Below are 20,456 nucleotides of genomic sequence, written 5' to 3' on the forward strand. Positions count from 1 at the left end.
CTCACATGTTTCTCAATCTCGTGTGTTTACTCCACCTTTAACTAACATCTTGCCTCATTCTAAATAACAAACCCACCTTCTTCACGATTTGATTATCTTCTTTTATACCGGGTAGTGTAATATTACAAACTTTTTTTGTCACTTAGCCAAAGGATTGTTATATCTATTAAAGGGAGTGGAGACATTGAAGAAAGTTTATCAGTTAATTGGTACGACTGCGTTATCGACGAGTTTATTACTTGGTGTGTCAGCTGTCGAAAATTCTGATCAAGCTATTGCAGCAAATTCAGAGTCAGAAACAACACCTTGGTATAACTATGATGGCTACACATATAATAACCCGTCCTTTGTATTAGATTATGATTTTGTAGAAGCACTTTATGCAGATAATGTAACGATTAATGGTTACCAAACGGAATATGATGCTAAAACAGGCACTGGTGGTCATTCATCTAAAGTCTATGACACGACAATATTAAAAGACGACAATGGTAAAGTTGGTACAATCATGTTTGATGTTAAATCTGGTGTTGTTACAAAGTCTGAATTTAAAAAAGCACACGAAGCAACGATGCTAGTTGATGAAGGAGACCAATATTTAAAATATGGTACTTTAAATCAACATTACCTCGCCTCTTTTGATAAAGATGGTTATTTAGTTCATATGGAAATTGGTGTTATACCTCAATAATTGATAAATTCATATTAAAATAAGCGAGATAGAATTCTGATTCCACAGCGTTCTATCTCGCTCTTTTTCATTATTCATGTGTCTCGATACAAAAACTTTCTACATTACAATGAGGACATAATAGCTTTCTTGTTTGATACGTATGATTAGATTTGAACCATTCTGAGAAGATCGGTTTAAATTCATTTTGGCAATTTGGACATAAGTAACTTACAACAGCATAGTATTTTTTAACAGCAAATACTGCATACAATAGTACGAATGGATAAACGATGATAACTGGTTTCCATTTTTTCTGTGTTATCGCCATGGCAATGCTTGTATATTGACCAATGCCGACAATCATAGATACTAACATAAATTTGCTTCGGAATTTTTTCATTAGTTGATGCTTTTTAGATTTATTTTGTAAATTTAAGATATTAGATACTGGATATTCACTTTCTTCACTTATATTCTTTCTAATAAATTGAATTTGTCTCAGTTGGTCACTTTCGTTTCGAATATTTTCCTCTAGTTCAATGATTTTTTCACTTAACAGTACATTGAGTGTGTTGATAGACTCATTTGATTTCAACAATTCTTTAATTTCTTTCAAAGAAAAATTCATATCTTTCAAAATCAATACAATCTTTAATTGATTTAAATCCGCTTCTGTATATAATCTTCTATTATTCTCAGATGTTTCACTTGGGCTGACAATGCCTTTCTTATCGTAATACTGTACTGTCCGAACTGTTACATGACATCTCTTAGCTACTTCGCCTGTAGTCATTTTCATACTAACCACTCCTTGTATTATTGGTTTTTATACTTATATTCTATTTTATGACGTAGCGTCACAAGCAACTTAAAAATACTAATTAATTTACTTTATAGCCGGTCAGACTGCCGGAACTCTAAAAACCTTTCATTCCTATAAAACTGGTGTGTACAGCGATTTGAAAACGCTCGATATTTACAACGGAATTTGACTATTAATTTTATAAGCGTATAATATTGTCCCGTGCTTTAAATTTAACAATAAAAACAAACAAAAATTGATTAAAAAATTAGAATGGGAGATTGGATGAGTAATCATAACGAAAACAAAAAAATTAACTTGACCCAACTCGTACTATTAGGACTTGGTTCTTTAATCGGTTCTGGATGGTTATTTGGGGCATGGGAAGCATCATCAATTGCAGGTCCTGCCGCAATTATATCTTGGGTAATAGGCTTTATTGTTATAGGATCGATAGCTTATAACTATATTGAAATTGGAACAATGTTCCCACAATCTGGTGGTATGAGTAACTACGCGCAGTATACACATGGTTCACTGCTTGGTTTCATAGCATCATGGGCTAACTGGGTATCATTAGTAACGATTATCCCTATCGAGGCTGTATCAGCTGTTCAATACATCAGCTCTTGGCCATGGGATTGGGCTAAACCTACTAGCCAACTTATGCATGATGGTTCAATTAGTAATATTGGATTATTTGCAGTATTTATTATCATTATTATTTTCTCATTATTAAATTATTGGTCAGTTAAACTATTAACATCATTTACAAGTTTAATATCATTCTTTAAATTAGGAGTGCCACTTGTAACGATTATTATGTTAATTATTTCTGGATTTGATACAGGAAACTATGGTTCATCAATAGGAGAATTTATGCCGTATGGTAGTGCACCAATATTTGCTGCTACTACAGCGTCTGGTATTATATTCTCATTTAATGCATTCCAAACAATTATTAATATGGGATCTGAAATTCAAAATCCTGAAAAGAATATATATAAAGGTATATTAATTTCACTTTCTTTAAGTGCTGCATTATATATTATTTTACAAAGTACATTTATTACATCTATGCCAGCAGACATGCTTTCTGAAAGTGGTGGTTGGAGCGGTATTAATTTCGACTCACCATTTGCTAACTTAGCCATCATATTAGGATTAAACTGGTTAGCTATTCTATTATATTTAGAAGCCGTTGTATCACCATTTGGTACAGGTGTTTCATTCGTAGCGATTACTGGTCGTGTATTACGTGCAATGGAGAAAAATGGTCATATTCCTAAATTCTTAGGTTCTATGAACGAAAAATACAACATTCCACGTGTCGCAATTGTATTTAACGCTATTGTCAGTATGATCATGGTTTCATTATTTAGAGATTGGGCAGTATTAGCAAGTGTTATCTCTACAGCAACACTTGTTGCATATTTAACTGGTCCAACAACTGTTATTTCATTAAGAAAAATGGCACCGAATATGCATAGACCATTCCGTGCGAAAATGCTTGGCTTTATGGCGCCATTTTCATTCGTTGTTGCATCACTCGCAATATATTGGGCTATGTGGCCAACAACAGCACAAGTTATATTTATTATCATTTTAGGTTTACCAATTTACTTCTTCTATGAATATAAGACAAATTGGACAAATACTAAAAAACAAATTGGTGGTAGTATTTGGATCATCGCATACCTTATGATTCTTGCTTTCTTATCATTTATCGGAAGTAAAGAATTTAACGGACTTAATTGGATTCACTACCCATATGATTTCATCGTCATTGCAGTTGTTGCACTAGTATTCTATAAATTAGGTACAACAAGCTACTTTGAAGGTATTTATTTCAAACGCGCGAAGAAAATTAATAAAAAAATGAAAGAAAACTTACCAGATGAATCACAAGAATAATGATTAATTAAAAGCAATCGCTAATCGAGCGATTGCTTTTTTTATGTACTTATCCCCTTTTTACCCCTTTTCTTACTTAAGTTAAATCTACTATGTATTCAATTTTAATAATATTCATGCATTTCGAATTATTCGTTGTGTCTTACAAACGTTGTCATATCAGTATAATCACAAAGGTGTACACAAAAGTTAATAACATTTGTGATTAAAGCTTGTACAACTCTTTGATGACTTGTGTTAAATTATGACTAACAACAAAGGAGGTATTCAAAATACAAAAAGAAAACTTTAATATCATTTCAGAAATGATAAAAAATCCAAAAGTAAAAGGCAAAGACTTAGAATCAATGTTTAACATTTCACGAAGACAACTTGGGTACAGGATTCAAAAGTTAAATGACTGGTTTAAAGAACATGATTATCCGGAAATCGAACGAACTAGCCAAGGTTATTTTATCGTTGATGACACCATTAAAGATTTTCTTAATGTTCCAATTGAATCCACCTATCAAGAGAATGAGCAGGTATATACCGCATACCAACGTGCACACCTCATTTTATTGATGTTGTTTAGTGAAGAAGAAGGTCTTTCATTAAATCACTTCTCAATTGATTTAGAAGTCAGTAAAAATACGATTCTAAATGATATTAAGAAATTGAAAGAACTTTTACAACCATACGAAGTTAATCTGAAATATAGTCGTACAAATGGTTATTACTTAGCTGGTAGTGAATTTGAAATTCGAAGGCTTCTTATGAGGCTCATCGATAAAGTCTTTACAATGCATATTGCTCAGTCTGATATCGTCAAAAGTTTAAGTATTATTGATGAAAAAATTGAATTAATCAATAAACAAATCACTAAAATCGAACAATATTTAGACAGGAAATTCATTGATCAAAGTACACAAACATTACCTTATAAACTTTATTTAATTTTACGAAGAATTAAGCATGACAAAATTGTTTCATCATTTTCTATAGGATATGACGATTTATCGGATACGAAAGAATATCAAGCAACAGAAATTTTGACATCGAACTATCCAAATATTCCGAGACAAGAAAAGTTATTTATTACTTTACAGTTGTTGTCAACGAGTGTTCAGTGGTCAGATGTCAGTGATGTTCAACATATCCCAGAACTCAAAAAGGCACTTATAGACATGATTGTTCAATTTGAAAAAATTACTTTTATTAAATTTAAAGATCGAGATTCTTTGATTAACCAATTAATGCTTCATATGGAACCTGCTTTTTATAGAATTCGATATCAATTATCTGATGTAGAAGGTTTGGAAAATTCCTTAAAAGAAGATTATAAAGAACTCTTTCATCTCGTTAAATTATCTTCAAAACCTTTAGAGAAGTTCTTCGGGCAATCATTACCCGAAAATGAGATTGCTTATTTAACCATACTGATTGGTGGCAGTTTAAGAAGGCAAGATGAAGAAATTGAACAAAAAGTAAAAGCAGTCGTTGTTTGTACACAAGGTACATCCATTTCTCAGCTCATGTTACAAGAGTTGCGAAGTGTATTCCCTGAATTTATATTCCTTGATGCATTGTCATTACGTGATTTCAATCAGTATGAATTAGACTTTGATATCGTCTTTTCACCGATGCATATCATGACACCTAAAAAATTGTATATCACGAAAACGATATTAACTGCTCAAGAAAAACATGAACTACGACAACATGTATTCGGTCAATTAAATAATACGATGGAAACAGAAATACAAGTCGAAAAAATGATTTCGGCTATTAGAGAACATGCAACAATTCATAATGAATCTGAGCTTTTCAAAATCGTAAAAGCACAATTTGAAGATACGTATGCATATTCATCAGTTAAAGCATCGACATTATCTATTAATAGTACTTTGAACTTACAAGATTTATTACCAACCAATCTTATCAATTTTGTAGAGCGTGTAGCTGATATTGAAGAAGCCATTCAATTAACGGCTAATCCGTTAGTAAGAATGAAATATGTCGACCCGCTTTATATAGATAAGATGCATGCAGCATTTGATGAAACGTATATGGTTATTAACCAAAATATCGCAATCCCTCATGCTGATGGTGATCAAGTCGTTCATAGAACTGCAATGAGTATGTTGATTCTTAAAGAGCCACTCAAGTTGAGTACTGGATTAAAAGTTCATATCTTCGTAGCAATCGCTGCTACAGATAAGTTCAAACATTTAAGACCACTACTACAACTGAGAGATATGTCTCAAGACGATGAAGCTATACAACAAATTGTTCAAACAGATTCAAAAATTGATGTATATAAAATCATTCAACACTTTTCAAAAATAGATTAAGTCAAAGGGGTTGCATAATATGCAAGATTTAAAGATCGATGCTTCTAACGTCATTCTAGATTTAGAAGCTAAGACGAATGTTGAAGCGTTGAGTAAGTTGTCAGATGTTATGTATCAAAATAATTATGTTAAAGACACTTACAAAGACGCAGTGATAGAAAGAGAAAAGTCATTTGCAACTGGTTTACCAACTGTATATTGCTCAGTGGCAATCCCACATACCGACATACAACACGTTCAGACGAGATCAATAGGTATTGCAGTACTAAAAGAAACCGTTCCATTTGTCATTATGGGAGAAATTGAAGAAACAACAGATGTGAAATTAATATTCATGTTAGCAATGGATAAAGAAGATGCTCAACTATCATTATTACAAAAACTAATGGGAATCTTCCAAAACGATCAATTACTTGAATTGATTGCCAATGCACAAGATAAACAAACAATTGTAGATGCAATAGATAAAGAATTAAGCGAAGTATAAAAAAATTAACAGGAAGAGTTCGATGTACACATCGACTCAAATTAGGAGGAAATTATTATGAAACAAGTATTAGTAGCATGTGGAGCAGGAATCGCAACGTCAACTGTGGTTAACAACGCAATTGAGGAAATGGCTAAAGAACACAACATTAAAGTAGATTTAAAACAAATAAAAATCTCTGAAGTTGGTGCATACGCTGATACAGCTGATTTATTAGTAACAACAGCAATGACACAAAAAGAATACAAATTCCCAGTTATTAACGCACGTAACTTCTTAACAGGAATTGGTGTTGAAGATACTAAGAAAGAAATTTTAGACGCTTTACAAAGTTAAACAAATTCAAAATTAAAAACTAGCATGAGGTTGGAATAAATCATATTTCATCCTCATTCTTCTAAAAAGAGGATGGTGTAGGGAATGAATGGTTTTGTAAATTTTATTCAAGCATTTCTTGATTTAGGTGCAACGGTAATTTTACCGATTGTCATATTCTTATTAGGGTTATTTTTCAGACAGAAAGTTGGCGCAGCATTTAGATCTGGTTTAACGATTGGTGTTGCCTTCGTAGGTATTTTCTTAGTAATTGATTTACTTGTTAACAATTTAGGACCAGCAGCACAAGCAATGGTTAAAAATTTAGGCGTAAGTTTAAATGTAATCGATGTAGGTTGGCCTGCTACATCATCAATTGCATGGGCATCTGTTATCGCTGCATTTATTATTCCTTTAGGTATTGTGATTAATGTCATCATGTTATTAACTAAAACAACTAAAACAATGAACGTTGATATTTGGAATTTCTGGCACTATACATTCTGTGGTGCAATGGTTTATGCCGTTTCAGGAAGCATTTGGCAATCATTAGTTGCAGCTGCATTATTCCAAATCGTCTGCTTAAAAGTAGCAGACTGGACTGCGCCAATGATGAGTAAATTCTATGATTTACCAGGTGTATCTATTGCAACTGGTAGTACGATTTCTTATGTACCTGGTATCTTCCTTGTTAAAGGTCTTCAAAAAGTGCCTGGTATTAACAAATTAAATGCTGACCCAGATACAATTCAAAAACGTTTCGGCGCTTTCGGTGAATCTATATTTGTTGGTTTAGTACTTGGTTTAGCAATCGGTTTATTAGCTGGCTACAACGCTGGTGACGTTATTAACTTAGGTATGTCAATGGCTGCTGTTATGGTCTTAATGCCTCGTATGGTTAAGATTCTTATGGAAGGTTTAATGCCTGTATCAGAATCAGCTCGTACATGGTTAAACAAACGCTTTGGAGATCGTGAAATTTATATCGGTTTAGATGCTGCGGTTGCATTAGGTCACCCAGCTGTTATCTCAACTGCTTTAATCTTAGTACCTGTAACTGTATTATTAGCTGTTATTTTACCAGGTAACCAAGTATTACCTTTTGGTGACTTAGCAACAATTCCATTTATCGTCGCATTTATCGTAGGTGCAGCACGAGGTAACATCATACATTCAGTTATCGTAGGTACAATTATGATTGCAATTTCACTATACATCGCAACAGATGTAGCACCTATCTTCACAAGCATGGCTGACGGTACTAATGTGAAAATGCCATCAGGATCTTCACAAATCTCAAGTCTTGACCAAGGTGGTAACATCTTAAACTATATTATCTTCAAGTTCTTTGCATTGTTCAACTAACATTAAGGGGATGACTTTAAATGAAAGCATTAGTAAAAACAGCACCTGGTTTTGGTAATTTAGAAATTTTAGATAAAGAATTTCCAGAACCAAATGAAAATGAGATAAAAATAAAAGTTCATTATGCCGGTATTTGTGGTACAGATGTCCACACTTATGAAGGTCATTACAATGTAAACTTCCCTGTAACACTTGGCCATGAATTTTCTGGAGAAATCGTTGAGCTTGGTGATAAAGTTGAAGGATTCGAAATTGGTGATCGTGTAACATCTGAAACAACATATTATATTTGTGGTGAATGTGAATACTGTCAATCTGGAGACTACAATTTATGTAATCATCGTAAAGGTTTAGGTACACAACAAAACGGTGGCTTCACACAATATCTTGTAGCAAGAGCAGCAAGTGTTCACAAGTTACCTGACAATGTTTCATATAAAGCCGCTTCAATGACTGAACCACTTGCTTGTGCACATCACGCAGTATCTAAAATTGAAATTAATCAAGGTGATACGGTTGTTGTTATGGGACCAGGTCCAATTGGCCTGCTCGTTGCACAAGTCGTTAAAAGTAAAGGTGGCAAAGTCGTTATAACTGGTTTAGATAACGATAAAGCGCGTTTAGCAAAAGCAGAAGAATTAAATTTAGATCATGTTGTGAATATTCAACATACAGACTTAAAAGAATATGTTAATAACATTACAGACGGATACGGTGCAGATGTTGTATTAGAATGTTCAGGCGCTGTACCTGCTGCTAAACAAGGTCTTGATCTATTACGCAAAAAAGGTCTATATGTTCAAGTTGGTATTTTTAAAGATCCCGAAATACCTTTTGATTTAGAAAAAATCGTTCAAAAAGAAATTAGAGTTGTTGGTAGTAGAAGTCAGAAACCTGCCGATTGGGAACCATCATTACAACTCATGAGTACTGGACAAGTAAATGCAGAAGCACTCGTTACTGCTGAGCTTGATATTACTGAATGGGAGGAAGGTTACAATCACATTAAAGGCGGCGAAGGTATTAAAGTATTACTTCGCCCTATCGAATAAACAAATAATCTTTTAAAAGATAAAAAAGGAGAATGTTGATTATGGTTGAACACATGTTAGATTTTATGCTTGGGCCAATGAGAGGTATTACGCAATTCTATATGGATAATTTACTCGTATGTAATAGTGCTGTCTTCTTAAGTTATTTCGGTTCTAAACTTTTCAAGAAGAAGAAAGTTACTTCTGAACAAACCTCATAATATAAATAGAGGGGAGGATATTACTTTTGAAAGCCTTAAATTTATATGGTATTGAAGATTTAAGATTTGAAGAAACAGCTGTACCAAAGATAGATGCACCGAATGATGTCATTATTAAAGTTAAAGCAACGGGTATCTGTGGATCAGATACCTCCCGCTACAAAAAGCTTGGACCTTACAAACAAGGTATGACGTTCGGACATGAATTTTCAGGAATTGTTGAGGAAGTTGGTAGTGACGTATCAGGGTTAAATGTCGGAGATGCTGTAACAGGATGCCCTGCTGTCGTATGCCACCAATGCCATTACTGTGAAAAAGGCGAATACTCACGTTGTGAAAATTTATATGTGATTGGATCATATGAACCTGGTTGTTTTGCAGAATATGTTAAACTCCCAGCAAGCAATGTACTTAAAGTACCAGACAATGTAGATTTAGATACTGCAGCAATGGTCGAACCTTCTGCAGTCGTTGCACATGGATTTTACAGAACACGTATGAAACCGGGTGCTACTGTAGCGGTCATGGGATGTGGAAGCATCGGGTTACTGGCCATTCAATGGTCGAAAATATTTGGAGCAGCTAAAATAATCGCAATAGATATTGATGACCATAAATTAGAAATCGCTAAGGAACTCGGCGCGGATTATACGCTTAATTCTAAAGAAACAGACTTAGATGAAGCTATAGCTGCAATACCTGAAAAAATTGATGTTGCTGTTGAATCAGCAGGATCACCGTTTACGATAGGACAAGTACTTACCTTACCAACTAAAGGTGGCGAAGTCTTACTATTAGGTATTCCATATTCAGATATCGAGATTCATCGTCAACATTTCGAAAAGATATTAAGAAATGAGCTTAATGTTATAGGTTCATGGAACGGTTTATCCGCCCCATTCCCAGGAGAAGAATGGGCAGCTACATTACATTATATGTCTACAGGAGAAATTGATGTAAAACCCATTATCTCCGATGTACTTCCTTTATCAAAAGGACCAGAAACATTTGATAACTTAGTAAACAGAAAGAAACAGTACGATAAAGTAATCTTCCACCCATAAATAAACATAACCATATATCAATAATACCTTAAGAAGGAACAGGGGCGCCATGTGCGCCCCTGTTTTTTGGTTGGGGATTGGGGGTTGAGGGATTGGAGCTGGTTCAGGGTGTTCTGGTTGGGCAAAATTGCAATGTTTGTTGGTTCTATGTTGCTAGTTGGGGCTGTCTTGCAATGTTCATCCCTCCAATATTGCTAGTCAGCCTCCTCTTGCAATGTTCACTGCTGTTTTATTGATTTTTATAGTATTTTTTTGGATTCTTATTTGTACTTCTAAAATATTTTTCACACACCCTTTTTATAGTATATTTATTCTCCACCTCACACCATTTTTGAGCTTCTGATAAAGTAAAAGGCTCCCCTTTACACAAATTAAGTTCTAATAAATTAAACAAATACACATTTTGTCTTATGTCTTTGAAATCACATAATCTACATTTCAGGTTTTTCTTTCGTTCTTCTACCTCAACTGTATTCAATCTTTTACATTTCGGGCATTTCAATCCTGGTCTTAAACTAGACATTGGGACTTTTTTAATATTGTTATAAAGATGTGAAAAGTCACTATGCTCTTGTTGAAACATATGTAAGATATTAGCATTTTCTATAGTATGATTATTTTTAAACATATATTTAAGTTTGTGTAATTCTGTTGGTAATAGGATATTGAATTGATTAGGCATTGTACCTTTTAAAGTAAATTTGGGGTTTGAAAAAATAAGATAGGAATGTAAGGGTTTGTTGATATTCAAATGGGATATTAAATGATTCAATTCGTGATTGGCTCGTCGCAGTTGTTGAAAAGGTGTATAAAACATGTTTCCAAATTCGTTCATAAGCTGACCATCTTTAATCGTATAATCTCCAGAATAATGCTTAACCTCACAGTGACATATAGCATCATCCGTTACAATTAAGAAATCAATTTGAACGCGATTTTTGTAGTTTATATGAAAATCATATAAATAATGAAGATCTGGATGTTCATCAAGAATATCTTTAATGAAAAGTTCACCCTCCAGACCTTTAATATAGTTCCTCGTATCTTCATCAAGTTTATCTTGAATGATACGATTTTTGAGAGCCAGTAAGTATGTTTGACTGTTCATCGATGCACCTCCATAATTCTTTACAATTATTATAGAGAATGCGCAGGAAAATATAAACTAAAATATTCTCTTTCTCTCCCCCACCACCAACCATTTACAATCCTTTCTTCTAAAGATACAATACTCTCAATAGTTTAATTTGAAGGGGCGTTTTATATGACTTTATTATCTATGACGATTTATGCGATTGTTTCTAGTTTCACGCCTGGGCCAAATAACATTATGTCTTTATATTATTCTAAACAAACTGGTCTAAGAGGTACAGTAAGATTCTGTATTGGTGTTGCGCTTGGCTTCTTTTTATTACTCCTTGTATCTAATTTCTTTAGTTCTGCTTTGTACCACCTATTCCCTAAAATCCAATTATATATGAAGATTCTCGGGGCAATTTACTTACTTTATTTAGCATACAAAATTGGAACGAGCAAAGGTACTGATGCTCAATCGTTTAGTAATAGATACAATAATATTAAATTTGGTATGTTGTTACAGTTTGTAAATCCTAAAGGTGTGATTTATGCGTTAAGTGTAGTGGCGGCATTTATAACTCCAAACTTTGAACATTTCTCTATCCAAATCATCTTAATTACATATTTAGCACTCATCGGATTTCTATCCTCATTCAGTTGGAGTGTCTTTGGTTCAATCTTTAAAAAGTTTATTAATCAATATGAATTAGCATTTAATATCATAATGGCACTACTTCTCGTTTATACTGCCATATCCATCCTCTTCACATAAAAAATTTCCCCCTAATCCATGATTAATGGTTTAGGGGGGTTTTGTATTAACTATTTTGTTTAGAGAATGCTTGTCCGATTGCGTCTAGTTTTTCTGGTGCGTCTGATACGCCCATTTTAACTTCTATGAAATGCATTTGATTTGGTTCCTTGTTAATTTTTAAGAATACATTTTCTAAATCGGCTGATGTTTCTACGTCGTGAACGGCTACTGTATCTTTACCACCAAATACGGCTGGTAACATTTTGTAGTCCCACATTTGAATATCATTATAAACTTGGTGTTCACCGTGGATTTTTCTTTCAACTGTGTATCCATCATTATTAATAACAAAAATAACGGGTTTAAGGTCGTTTCTAATCATTGTTGATATATCTTGTGCTGTTAATTGTAATGAACCATCACCGATTAATAATATATTTCTTCTATATAAATTAGACATTTGTGTGCCGATTGTTGCTGGCAATGTATAACCGATTGATCCCCATAATGGTTGTCCAATAAATGTATTGTCTTTGTATAAGTTAAGATCATACGCACCGAAGAATGAAGTACCTTGTTCTGCTAAGATGATATCATCTAATCCGATAAAATCTTGCATCATTTTAAAGTAAGTTTCTTGTGTAAGTGGCGCATTATCAACTGTGTAATCACCTTTTTCAGGACGATTATTTTCTGGGAAATTTGTTGCATTTTTAAATTCAATATCAAGTAATCCGTTCATTAAACTTGGTAATGTAAATTCTGATGAAGTTGTATCATTTAATTTGAAATCTAAGTGATTGATCATCACGACATCATCAATATCAAATCCATAAGAATAACCTGCAGTTGCTGAATCTGTTAATTTAGCTCCAATATTTAAAATAGCATCACTGTTATCTACATAATTTCTAATTTCTTCTTCTGCAATACTACCATCATAAATGCCCATATAATAACGACTTTCTTCATTAAATGCACCTTTACCTAAAGAAAGTTGTGCAACTGGAATTTGTGTTTGTTCTACAAAGCGTTCTAATTCATCATGTAATTTAAAGCTATTAATTTCATGTCCAGTAATGATAACTGGTTGCTGAGCTGTTTTTAATTTTTGTTGTACCATTTCAATGTAATGTGAAACATCTTGATTGATCATTTCTGCTGGTTTGAAGTCTTCTTCAACTTCAATTTCTGCTTGTGCTACATCGATAGGTAAATGTATATGGACAGGTCTTTTTTCAGCTAATGCTGCATTTATTAATCTTGGAATTTCAGTCTGAGCATTTTCTACTGTAATATAACCTTGAGCAGTTGTAATTTCTTTAAACATTTTTCTATAACTATCAAACTTACCTTCACCTAATGAATGGTGAACATATTTACCCGCTTCTTCAACAACTGTTGTTGGTGCACCTGTAATAGCTATTACTGGCACGCGTTCTGCATATGATCCGGCAATACCATTAACTGCACTTAGTTCACCAACGCCAAATGTAGTGACCATTGCACTAATACCATTCATTCTTGCATATCCATCCGCAGCATAACTTGCATTTAATTCATTCGTATTGCCTACCCATTCCATATCTTCTCTACTTACGATATCGTCTAAAAATGCTAAATTAAAATCTCCAGGAACACCAAATACTTTTTCTACCCCTACTGTACTTAATGAATCCATTAAATATTCCCCAACACGTTTTTTCATATCCGATTCTCCTTTTCTATTTTTACGAATCAATTTAAGTCAATATAGTTGACCTATTAATGTAAAAAATAAACCTTTGATTAAATATCAAATGTTTAATAATCCCTATAACAATTCTTAGTATATACCTACTTTAAAATTAAGTCAACATCATTGACCTAAAAATGAATTTTTAACAACTATCCTTTATAATAGTTGAAAAGGAGTCGACACAATGGATAATAAAAACAATTATGATCATATGCTTTTTTATTTCGCATACAAAACATTTATCAATACAGCTGACGATATTATTAAAAATCATGGCATGAACAGACAACATCATAGATTTTTATTTTTTATAGATCAAATGCCAGGTATAACAATTAAAGATTTATTAGATACACTTGAAATATCTAAACAAGCTTCTCACGCTTCATTAAAAAAATTAAAAGAGAAAAAATTAATTAGATATGTAGACTCTGATAACGATAGACGTGTAAAACATTTATATACTACTGAAGAAGGTAGTGCATTAGTTCATAAATTAAACCAAGCACAAAATGAATTATTACAGCAAACGTTTGAAGAAGCTGGTACAGAGTGGCACGATTTCATGGAACACCTTGCAAGTATGAAAAGCGGATTTAAAAATGTTAAATCTATTAAACCGAAAGAATAGCAATCAAAAAAGGGAGCTGGACAACACGTCCGGCTCCCTTTCTTTATATACTTAAACTAATCTCTTTGTTCATATGTACGCAATGAACTATAAACGACAATACAAATAAAATATAAAATAACAATGATGATGAAACTATATGGCACATGTTCTAAATAGAACCAACTTAATTGCAAATCAGTAAATTGATTAAGCTGCTGAATGACATATCTTGCGACTAATAGTCCTGAAAATACGACAAATAATATGCGTGCGATTTTCTTAACTGTTTCAATCATTATTATTTCATCTCCTCTTCCCTACTTTAATTTTCCAATGTGTAAACATACGAAGTATATATTCTAGCGGACCATATCGCCAATGCTTTTGATACCATGTTGCGAAAATCATTTGTAATACATAAATTAACATAAAACTAAACGATGTCACTATGAGTATATCTTTACCAAAGAATCCTAATCCATAGCCATATAGAATGAGTGTTCCGATAATACTTTGTAGAATATACATCGATAACGACATTTTACCGAGGCTTTCAAATCCTCTAAATATTACGTTTTGTTGATACGTTTGATATAAGTATTTAAATAAACAAATAAAACCAATGGCCAGCGATATACCAAATATTATAGCTATGTTATCTGTCACATTTTCATTCGATAACCATAAATAAGATGACTTCCCTAATATCCATACGGGTATTAAATATATAAACCATTTTGAAATGTGTTGATCTTTGATACTTTTTTCAAACCATTTATATTTGGACAAACATATACCTAGTGTGAAATATGGAACTTCTATAAACAGAATCATTACAAATAACCATCCTGTATTATCGCCAAGCATTGCTTTTAATTGCATGAATTTCGGATCTTGTATAGTATCATCCGCTTCACGAATATCCCAATAACTACCTTCACTAAATAATGTTTTAACTTCATGCACATACGAAGCTTTATCACTCGTTTCTATAATAGGACCTGAAGTATCAAATAAAGAAACCACTGACATTGCTAATATGAACCCAAATCCAATAATCGTCACCCATTTAAAAAATTTACGATTCAATAAAATGAATGGAATCACGATTAACATCGATAGTGCATAACCAAATAAGATATCTCCTTCCCATATAAAATAAGCATGTAAACTACCTAATATTAATAAGAAAATGGCTCTTCTTAACAGCTTAATTCTCGGACGTTTAACTTGTTTACTTTTCATAGATTGATAGAGCTTATCTAAAGAAAAACCAAATAAAATCGCAAATATGGGCATAAAGCTGCCTTCAAATATAATCTTGATAATATGATAAATTGTTTGATTCAAACCACTTAAATGATACTGATCTATGTATAATTGCCCTGTTAAACCAAATTGAAAAATTAATAAATTGGCCATAAATATGCCAAATAAACTAAATCCTCTTAGTGCATCGGCAACTTCTATTCTGTTCATTCTATTCACCTCACATATTATATTAACAAGTTAAAATAAAATCTGACTTATATAAACCTTAAATCTGACTTAATTTTACATATACGTGTAGATACATATAAAATGAAAATATACAATAATATAGAGGTGTAAAAATGACTGCCAAAATATTAATAGTAGAAGATGATTTAGATATACAAACATTGATAAAAATATCCTTATCTAATAAACAATTAGGTGACATATATTTAGCAAGTGACAAACCAGAAGCTGAAGCAAAATTAAAAGCCCATCGCTTTGATGTCGTGTTACTTGATTTAAACTTAAAATCAGAAAACGGCTATGAACTCGTGAAATATATTAAACATGAAGATACTAAACTTATTATCGTTACAGCGAAAGATTCTGATTTAGATGTTTATAAAGGGTTTGAAAATGGTGCCGTAGATTATGTAAAGAAACCATTTGATCCTATTGAACTTGCTTATCGCGTCTCTGTACATATTAAAAATATCAATACGCATCACAATAAGAACTTGCAAGTCAATCTAGATACAACTGACGTTATCACAAATAATAAAAAAGCTAATCTGACATCAAGAGAATATGACCTTCTAGCTTATTTCATTAAAAATAAAAACCAAGTTTTGACGAAGAGTCAAATATACGAACGTGTATGGGGTTATTCAGTCAGTGTGGATGACAATACATTAATGGTTCACATTCGAACATTACGCAAAAAAATAGAAGATGACCCGAATAATCCTCAGCTCATACAGACAGTTCGAGGAAAAGGTTACATATATAGAGGTTAATGAAATGAATAAAAGATTCACATGGAAATTCACGAAATACATTTTTATTTTTCTTACGATTACTTTTATTATAGGTGTTATTGGCATATGGATTTTCTTTACAAATGTTATAAAAATTTCTTATTCCGATTTAGATGATGTTGATGATTTTTATATGGATTTTTCAATATCAAATGAAGAAAATGGCTATAAACTGAGTGATGATTTAAAACAAAAATTAAAAGACAATCATGTTCAGTTGTATATTATCGATAAAGATGCCAATGTCCTTTATCCTAAAAAACAAATGAATTTGAAAAATAAAATTGTTGAAAACTTATACAATATACAAGGCATTCCATTTCGTAGTGATGACTATAGCGTCATATTAATTTATCCAAAATCTCACAACCATCACATACATTCAATAGAAAAAATTGATACTAAAAAACTGATAAGTAGCTTGTATATCAATAATTATAATAAATATTATCATGTCGAAAAGGATAATCAATTAAAATTTATAGATAATCCTGCTTATCATAAAGTTCAATATACAGATGAGTTTAATGACATTGAAAATAAGACATTTAAATTTTTAGCATTAACATACTTATTGTTACTTTTACTCAACATGATTTTAGTAATTATTTTCGCATTTATCATTTCTAAAAGACTTTCTAAGCCATTATTCTTCTATACGGATTGGATAGAAAATCTTTCTAAAGGTAAATTGTTTAAGCCAAGCTCTAAACACTACAACAAAAGAAGCAAAAAATTATTTAAAGAACTTAATGATTCTGTAGAAAGCTTAAACTTACAACTGACTGAAGATAAAATTTATCAAAATCAAATTAATTACTATCGCGAGAAATGGCTTAATCAGCTATCTCATGATTTAAAATCACCTTTAACATCTATTTATGGTTACGCCAAACTATTATCATCAGAAGAAATAGACACTAAGAAATATGCGATTTTAATTTCAGATAAAGCTGCATATATGACTGAATTGATTGATAGTTTAAACAATAACTTCAGATATGAAACAGATCAAATGACCATTCATAAAGAATCATTCGATATTACAGAAACATTAAAGCAGCTGAGAAGAACGATACAATATGACAAGCTTGAAATTATCAATGAATTAACAGAACAAAAATTTTATGGCAATAAACTATATTTTGAACGTATGATGATGAACCTTATAGATAATAGTATCGATCATAATAAACGCAATCCAAACATCGAAATCAACATTAAGAATATAAATGAAGGTTTAGAAATTAACTACAAAGATGACGGTGTCGGCATAAGCAAGACAACAGAGAAACACATGCTTCATTCAAATTACACAACAAAAGACAACAAAGAAGGACACGGTATCGGTTCAACGATTATTATGGATTGCATCACATTTCATAACGGAACCTTTAAAATTATGCCAACTACAAAAGGTGTAAACTTCAAAATCCATTTAAATTAAGGAGCTGAGAAGAATGAAGGAGAAATTGTTTTATAGTGTGACGTATGGATTGTATATGATTTCAATTATTGTATTAACCCAACTTATTATCTTCAATAAAGTGGATTTAGCGTCATTAATTGGTGCAATAATAGGAATATCAGTAGCTACACCACTAGTTTTAGAAAATAATAAATATAAAAAAGATAGATATAATATCTTTACTAAAGAATACTTAATACAGTTTAGCTCATTAATTATCGCATTCATCTTGATTAGATTATTCGTTTCTCCCGATTACAGAATATACCCTATGCTGGTGATTGTTGTTATTTTGATTACACAAGAAATCATTAAGAGAAGAAAGAAAAAGAAGCTCGAGAATTGAGCTTCAGGTGTTTAAGACACTAGACAAATTGTATTTTTTCATGATATTCTATAATCAAATAAAGGTAACGTGCTGGAACACATTACCTCAACAAGCCCGTTTAAGTGACGGTAGCTGTATAATTATTTTTAAATAACCATTAACTAGCTAAAGTTGTGATGATTATTTTTTTATTTCTTTTATTCAAAAAAGACGCTCAAGAATTGAGCGTCTCAGAGTGTCGACAAAGTCTTAGACTTTGCCGGCATTTTTTTATGCGCATGCTTTCCGCGGGCATGTTCTCAGCCTGTAGTCTTCGAATCATGCTATTCCCGCAGGAGTCAGCGCTAAAAAAATACCAAAAATTAACAATCCATTTTATAATATAGTTGAAATTTTATTTAGGAGTTGATTCTATGTTAAATAAATCCGAGAATAAACGTGACCAATATGAAATGATTTCTGTTTCAGAGTTAGTACCTAAAAATCATTTATTGAGAAAAGTTGATAAAATATTAGATTTAAACTTCGTTTATGAACTTGTTGAAGATAAATACTGTTTAGATAACGGACGTCCTTCTATTGATCCTGTTATCTTAGTTAAGATCTTACTGATTCAAAGATTATTTGGCATAAAATCAATGAGGCAAACTATTAAAGAAATTGAAACTAACGTAGCTTACCGTTATGGCAAGATGATTTAGATATAATCGAAGATTTAAGGTTTGTAGATACAATAAAAAAAGCATATAAACTAAGAAGTCAAACAGTAGAAAGACGATTTGGTGATGCAAAAGAACAGCATGGTATGAGATGGACTAGATATAGAGGAATTAAAAAAGTTTCCATGGACACCACGCTTATTTGTGCTGCCATGAATCTTAAAAAGTTGGCAATGTGGCTCGTAAAAGAGCCACAAATAGCCTAGATTAAACGTAGTTTAATCATGATTTTAGTGGAAAATATTAATCCATATAAAAAAACAAACTGATCATTTATTCTTCATAATTATTAATAGAGGGAGTGTAAAATAAACTGTGTAAGTAGAGAACGTACGACTCTACTTCACAGTTTATTTTTTATATAATCTAGCGCGCTATCGCTTACTATATCCGTAAAAAGTGTTGGTTAAAACTCAAACCAACTACTTGTTACGGATGCCGAGCTAAATACTATGCATAGTGTTAAAATACACTTATTAAAACTTGGAGGTTAGTTATGGCTAGAAAAAAACGAGATCCTAAATCTGTCGAACTTGCTAATAGAATTATTGCTGAGTATGCACCTGAATCTGTTGAAGATATGGAAAATGCACTAAAAGATGTTTTTGGACCTATGTTTGAAGCTATGTTACAAGGTGAAATGAATAACCACTTAGGATATTCTTCGAATGATAAATATGATAAAATTACCGAAAATAGACGCAATGGATATGGGAATAAAACACTTAATACCACTAAAGGTAACATTGAAATCAATGTCCCAAGAGATAGAGATGCCTCATTTGAACCACAGTTAATAAAGAAACGTCAGCGTGATGTTTCTGAAATCGAAGATAAAGTAATTTCTATGTATGCCAAGGGCATGTCACAACGTGATATTTCTTCAACAATAGAAGATATCTATGGTTTCTCGGTATCTCATGAAATGATCTCTGATATTACTGATGCCGTTATTCCTGAAATGGAAGAATGGCAAACTAGACCATTGGAAAAGTGCTATACATTTGTATTTGTGGATTGTTTATATACTAAAATTAGAACTGATTATGAAATTAAAGAATATGCAGTATACACTATTCTAGGGTACACGATTGATGGAAAGAAACAAATACTTGGTTTATGGCTTAATGAAACAGAAAGCAAGCATAAGTGGATGCAAATATTTGATGAAATTAAGGCTCGTGGTGTCGAAGACATTTTCTTTTTATCTATGGATGGTGTTTCTGGCTTAGAATCCGGAGTTAAGGCTATTTTTCCTAA

At 32.2% G+C, this 20,456-nt stretch carries 21 protein-coding genes and 1 pseudogene; 17 read left to right on the forward strand and 5 right to left on the reverse strand.

Annotation, left to right across the window (positions count from 1 at the left end):
* The first annotated feature begins 184 nt into the window (after nucleotides 1-184).
* The gene (gene isaB / locus LQ693_RS08165) at nucleotides 185-691 is read left to right on the forward strand and encodes an immunodominant staphylococcal antigen IsaB family protein (protein ID WP_107590790.1); all 507 of its coding nucleotides are present in this window, start codon (nucleotides 185-187) and stop codon (nucleotides 689-691) included.
* Between the two features lie 70 nt (nucleotides 692-761).
* On the opposite strand, the gene LQ693_RS08170 is transcribed toward isaB, so the two are convergent.
* Nucleotides 762-1,472, reverse strand: coding sequence for a MerR family transcriptional regulator (locus LQ693_RS08170; RefSeq protein ID WP_107590791.1), 711 nt, complete (start codon nucleotides 1,470-1,472; stop codon nucleotides 762-764).
* Nucleotides 1,473-1,760: 288 nt separating this feature from the next.
* Here LQ693_RS08170 and LQ693_RS08175 point away from each other — a divergent pair, with 288 nt between their 5' ends.
* The 8 genes from LQ693_RS08175 (at nucleotide 1,761) to LQ693_RS08210 (ending at nucleotide 10,205) form a co-directional block, all read left to right on the forward strand.
* Nucleotides 1,761-3,389: an APC family permease gene (locus tag LQ693_RS08175; RefSeq protein ID WP_119475230.1), complete on the forward strand. Its 1,629-nt coding sequence runs from the start codon at nucleotides 1,761-1,763 to the stop codon at nucleotides 3,387-3,389.
* A gap of 347 nt (nucleotides 3,390-3,736) precedes the next feature.
* The gene (locus tag LQ693_RS08180) at nucleotides 3,737-5,722 is read left to right on the forward strand and encodes a BglG family transcription antiterminator (RefSeq protein WP_239703155.1); all 1,986 of its coding nucleotides are present in this window, start codon (nucleotides 3,737-3,739) and stop codon (nucleotides 5,720-5,722) included.
* Between the two features lie 19 nt (nucleotides 5,723-5,741).
* The gene (locus LQ693_RS08185; protein WP_037590476.1) at nucleotides 5,742-6,209 is read left to right on the forward strand and encodes a PTS sugar transporter subunit IIA; all 468 of its coding nucleotides are present in this window, start codon (nucleotides 5,742-5,744) and stop codon (nucleotides 6,207-6,209) included.
* A gap of 57 nt (nucleotides 6,210-6,266) precedes the next feature.
* Complete coding sequence (locus tag LQ693_RS08190) at nucleotides 6,267-6,545, forward strand: PTS sugar transporter subunit IIB (RefSeq protein WP_037590477.1); 279 nt, start codon at nucleotides 6,267-6,269, stop codon at nucleotides 6,543-6,545.
* An 84-nt stretch (nucleotides 6,546-6,629) separates the two neighbouring features.
* Nucleotides 6,630-7,889, forward strand: a complete 1,260-nt coding sequence (locus tag LQ693_RS08195; RefSeq protein ID WP_025906970.1) for a PTS galactitol transporter subunit IIC — start codon at nucleotides 6,630-6,632, stop codon at nucleotides 7,887-7,889.
* A 20-nt stretch (nucleotides 7,890-7,909) separates the two neighbouring features.
* Nucleotides 7,910-8,941, forward strand: a complete 1,032-nt coding sequence (locus tag LQ693_RS08200; RefSeq protein WP_103361799.1) for a zinc-binding dehydrogenase — start codon at nucleotides 7,910-7,912, stop codon at nucleotides 8,939-8,941.
* A gap of 41 nt (nucleotides 8,942-8,982) precedes the next feature.
* Nucleotides 8,983-9,141, forward strand: coding sequence for a hypothetical protein (locus tag LQ693_RS08205; protein WP_088592136.1), 159 nt, complete (start codon nucleotides 8,983-8,985; stop codon nucleotides 9,139-9,141).
* Between the two features lie 26 nt (nucleotides 9,142-9,167).
* Nucleotides 9,168-10,205, forward strand: coding sequence for a galactitol-1-phosphate 5-dehydrogenase (locus LQ693_RS08210; protein ID WP_103361800.1), 1,038 nt, complete (start codon nucleotides 9,168-9,170; stop codon nucleotides 10,203-10,205).
* Between the two features lie 229 nt (nucleotides 10,206-10,434).
* Here LQ693_RS08210 and LQ693_RS08215 read toward each other — a convergent pair whose 3' ends face one another.
* Nucleotides 10,435-11,313 (reverse strand): nuclease-related domain-containing protein, encoded by an 879-nt coding sequence (locus tag LQ693_RS08215; protein ID WP_239703156.1) that lies wholly within the window; start codon nucleotides 11,311-11,313, stop codon nucleotides 10,435-10,437.
* 156 nt (nucleotides 11,314-11,469) lie between these two features.
* Here LQ693_RS08215 and LQ693_RS08220 point away from each other — a divergent pair, with 156 nt between their 5' ends.
* A complete protein-coding gene (locus tag LQ693_RS08220; RefSeq protein WP_103361802.1) occupies nucleotides 11,470-12,054 on the forward strand; it encodes a LysE family translocator in 585 nt (194 codons plus the stop codon).
* A 46-nt stretch (nucleotides 12,055-12,100) separates the two neighbouring features.
* On the opposite strand, the gene LQ693_RS08225 is transcribed toward LQ693_RS08220, so the two are convergent.
* Nucleotides 12,101-13,744 carry an alpha-keto acid decarboxylase family protein gene (locus LQ693_RS08225; RefSeq protein WP_103361803.1) on the reverse strand — a complete coding sequence of 548 codons (1,644 nt, stop codon included), beginning with the start codon at nucleotides 13,742-13,744 and terminating at the stop codon, nucleotides 12,101-12,103.
* 214 nt (nucleotides 13,745-13,958) lie between these two features.
* On the opposite strand from LQ693_RS08225, the gene LQ693_RS08230 reads away from it, so the two are divergent.
* Nucleotides 13,959-14,405, forward strand: a complete 447-nt coding sequence (locus LQ693_RS08230; protein WP_119475226.1) for a MarR family winged helix-turn-helix transcriptional regulator — start codon at nucleotides 13,959-13,961, stop codon at nucleotides 14,403-14,405.
* Between the two features lie 56 nt (nucleotides 14,406-14,461).
* Here the strand turns inward: LQ693_RS08230 and LQ693_RS08235 are convergent, their stop codons facing one another.
* Together LQ693_RS08235 and LQ693_RS08240 are read right to left on the reverse strand one after the other, a co-directional pair.
* On the reverse strand, nucleotides 14,462-14,683 hold the full coding sequence (locus LQ693_RS08235) for a hypothetical protein (protein ID WP_151359212.1): 222 nt from the start codon (nucleotides 14,681-14,683) through the stop codon (nucleotides 14,462-14,464).
* Between the two features lie 7 nt (nucleotides 14,684-14,690).
* Nucleotides 14,691-15,866, reverse strand: coding sequence for a DUF418 domain-containing protein (locus LQ693_RS08240; protein ID WP_239703157.1), 1,176 nt, complete (start codon nucleotides 15,864-15,866; stop codon nucleotides 14,691-14,693).
* Between the two features lie 134 nt (nucleotides 15,867-16,000).
* On the opposite strand from LQ693_RS08240, the gene LQ693_RS08245 reads away from it, so the two are divergent.
* The 6 genes and pseudogenes from LQ693_RS08245 to LQ693_RS08265 all read left to right on the forward strand — a co-directional run.
* Nucleotides 16,001-16,660 (forward strand): response regulator transcription factor, encoded by a 660-nt coding sequence (locus LQ693_RS08245; RefSeq protein WP_048540557.1) that lies wholly within the window; start codon nucleotides 16,001-16,003, stop codon nucleotides 16,658-16,660.
* A 4-nt stretch (nucleotides 16,661-16,664) separates the two neighbouring features.
* The gene (locus tag LQ693_RS08250) at nucleotides 16,665-18,128 is read left to right on the forward strand and encodes a sensor histidine kinase (RefSeq protein ID WP_239703158.1); all 1,464 of its coding nucleotides are present in this window, start codon (nucleotides 16,665-16,667) and stop codon (nucleotides 18,126-18,128) included.
* A gap of 13 nt (nucleotides 18,129-18,141) precedes the next feature.
* Nucleotides 18,142-18,495: a hypothetical protein gene (locus LQ693_RS08255; RefSeq protein ID WP_107565956.1), complete on the forward strand. Its 354-nt coding sequence runs from the start codon at nucleotides 18,142-18,144 to the stop codon at nucleotides 18,493-18,495.
* Nucleotides 18,496-18,890: 395 nt separating this feature from the next.
* A pseudogene (locus LQ693_RS08260) lies at nucleotides 18,891-19,163 on the forward strand (transposase); the annotation flags it as partial.
* A 47-nt stretch (nucleotides 19,164-19,210) separates the two neighbouring features.
* Nucleotides 19,211-19,402: a transposase gene (locus tag LQ693_RS13835; protein ID WP_239709477.1), complete on the forward strand. Its 192-nt coding sequence runs from the start codon at nucleotides 19,211-19,213 to the stop codon at nucleotides 19,400-19,402.
* A gap of 290 nt (nucleotides 19,403-19,692) precedes the next feature.
* Nucleotides 19,693-20,456, forward strand: a 764-nt coding sequence (locus LQ693_RS08265; protein ID WP_239703195.1) for an IS256 family transposase, incomplete at its 3' end; no start/stop codon positions are given.

Source organism: Mammaliicoccus sp. B-M6 (assembly GCF_022386965.1).
In the GTDB taxonomy this organism is placed as follows: domain Bacteria; phylum Bacillota; class Bacilli; order Staphylococcales; family Staphylococcaceae; genus Mammaliicoccus; species Mammaliicoccus sciuri_A.

Coding starts and splice junctions, on each gene's coding strand:
- LQ693_RS08170 (WP_107590791.1), bottom strand. CDS start 1,472: ATGAAAATGACTACAGGCGAAGTAGCTAAGAGATGTCATGTAACAGTT.
- LQ693_RS08175 (WP_119475230.1), top strand. CDS start 1,761: ATGAGTAATCATAACGAAAACAAAAAAATTAACTTGACCCAACTCGTA.
- LQ693_RS08180 (WP_239703155.1), top strand. CDS start 3,737: ATGTTTAACATTTCACGAAGACAACTTGGGTACAGGATTCAAAAGTTA.
- LQ693_RS08185 (WP_037590476.1), top strand. CDS start 5,742: ATGCAAGATTTAAAGATCGATGCTTCTAACGTCATTCTAGATTTAGAA.
- LQ693_RS08190 (WP_037590477.1), top strand. CDS start 6,267: ATGAAACAAGTATTAGTAGCATGTGGAGCAGGAATCGCAACGTCAACT.
- LQ693_RS08195 (WP_025906970.1), top strand. CDS start 6,630: ATGAATGGTTTTGTAAATTTTATTCAAGCATTTCTTGATTTAGGTGCA.
- LQ693_RS08200 (WP_103361799.1), top strand. CDS start 7,910: ATGAAAGCATTAGTAAAAACAGCACCTGGTTTTGGTAATTTAGAAATT.
- LQ693_RS08205 (WP_088592136.1), top strand. CDS start 8,983: ATGGTTGAACACATGTTAGATTTTATGCTTGGGCCAATGAGAGGTATT.
- LQ693_RS08215 (WP_239703156.1), bottom strand. CDS start 11,313: ATGAACAGTCAAACATACTTACTGGCTCTCAAAAATCGTATCATTCAA.
- LQ693_RS08220 (WP_103361802.1), top strand. CDS start 11,470: ATGACTTTATTATCTATGACGATTTATGCGATTGTTTCTAGTTTCACG.
- LQ693_RS08225 (WP_103361803.1), bottom strand. CDS start 13,744: ATGAAAAAACGTGTTGGGGAATATTTAATGGATTCATTAAGTACAGTA.
- LQ693_RS08230 (WP_119475226.1), top strand. CDS start 13,959: ATGGATAATAAAAACAATTATGATCATATGCTTTTTTATTTCGCATAC.
- LQ693_RS08235 (WP_151359212.1), bottom strand. CDS start 14,683: ATGATTGAAACAGTTAAGAAAATCGCACGCATATTATTTGTCGTATTT.
- LQ693_RS08240 (WP_239703157.1), bottom strand. CDS start 15,866: ATGAACAGAATAGAAGTTGCCGATGCACTAAGAGGATTTAGTTTATTT.
- LQ693_RS08245 (WP_048540557.1), top strand. CDS start 16,001: ATGACTGCCAAAATATTAATAGTAGAAGATGATTTAGATATACAAACA.
- LQ693_RS08250 (WP_239703158.1), top strand. CDS start 16,665: ATGAATAAAAGATTCACATGGAAATTCACGAAATACATTTTTATTTTT.
- LQ693_RS08255 (WP_107565956.1), top strand. CDS start 18,142: ATGAAGGAGAAATTGTTTTATAGTGTGACGTATGGATTGTATATGATT.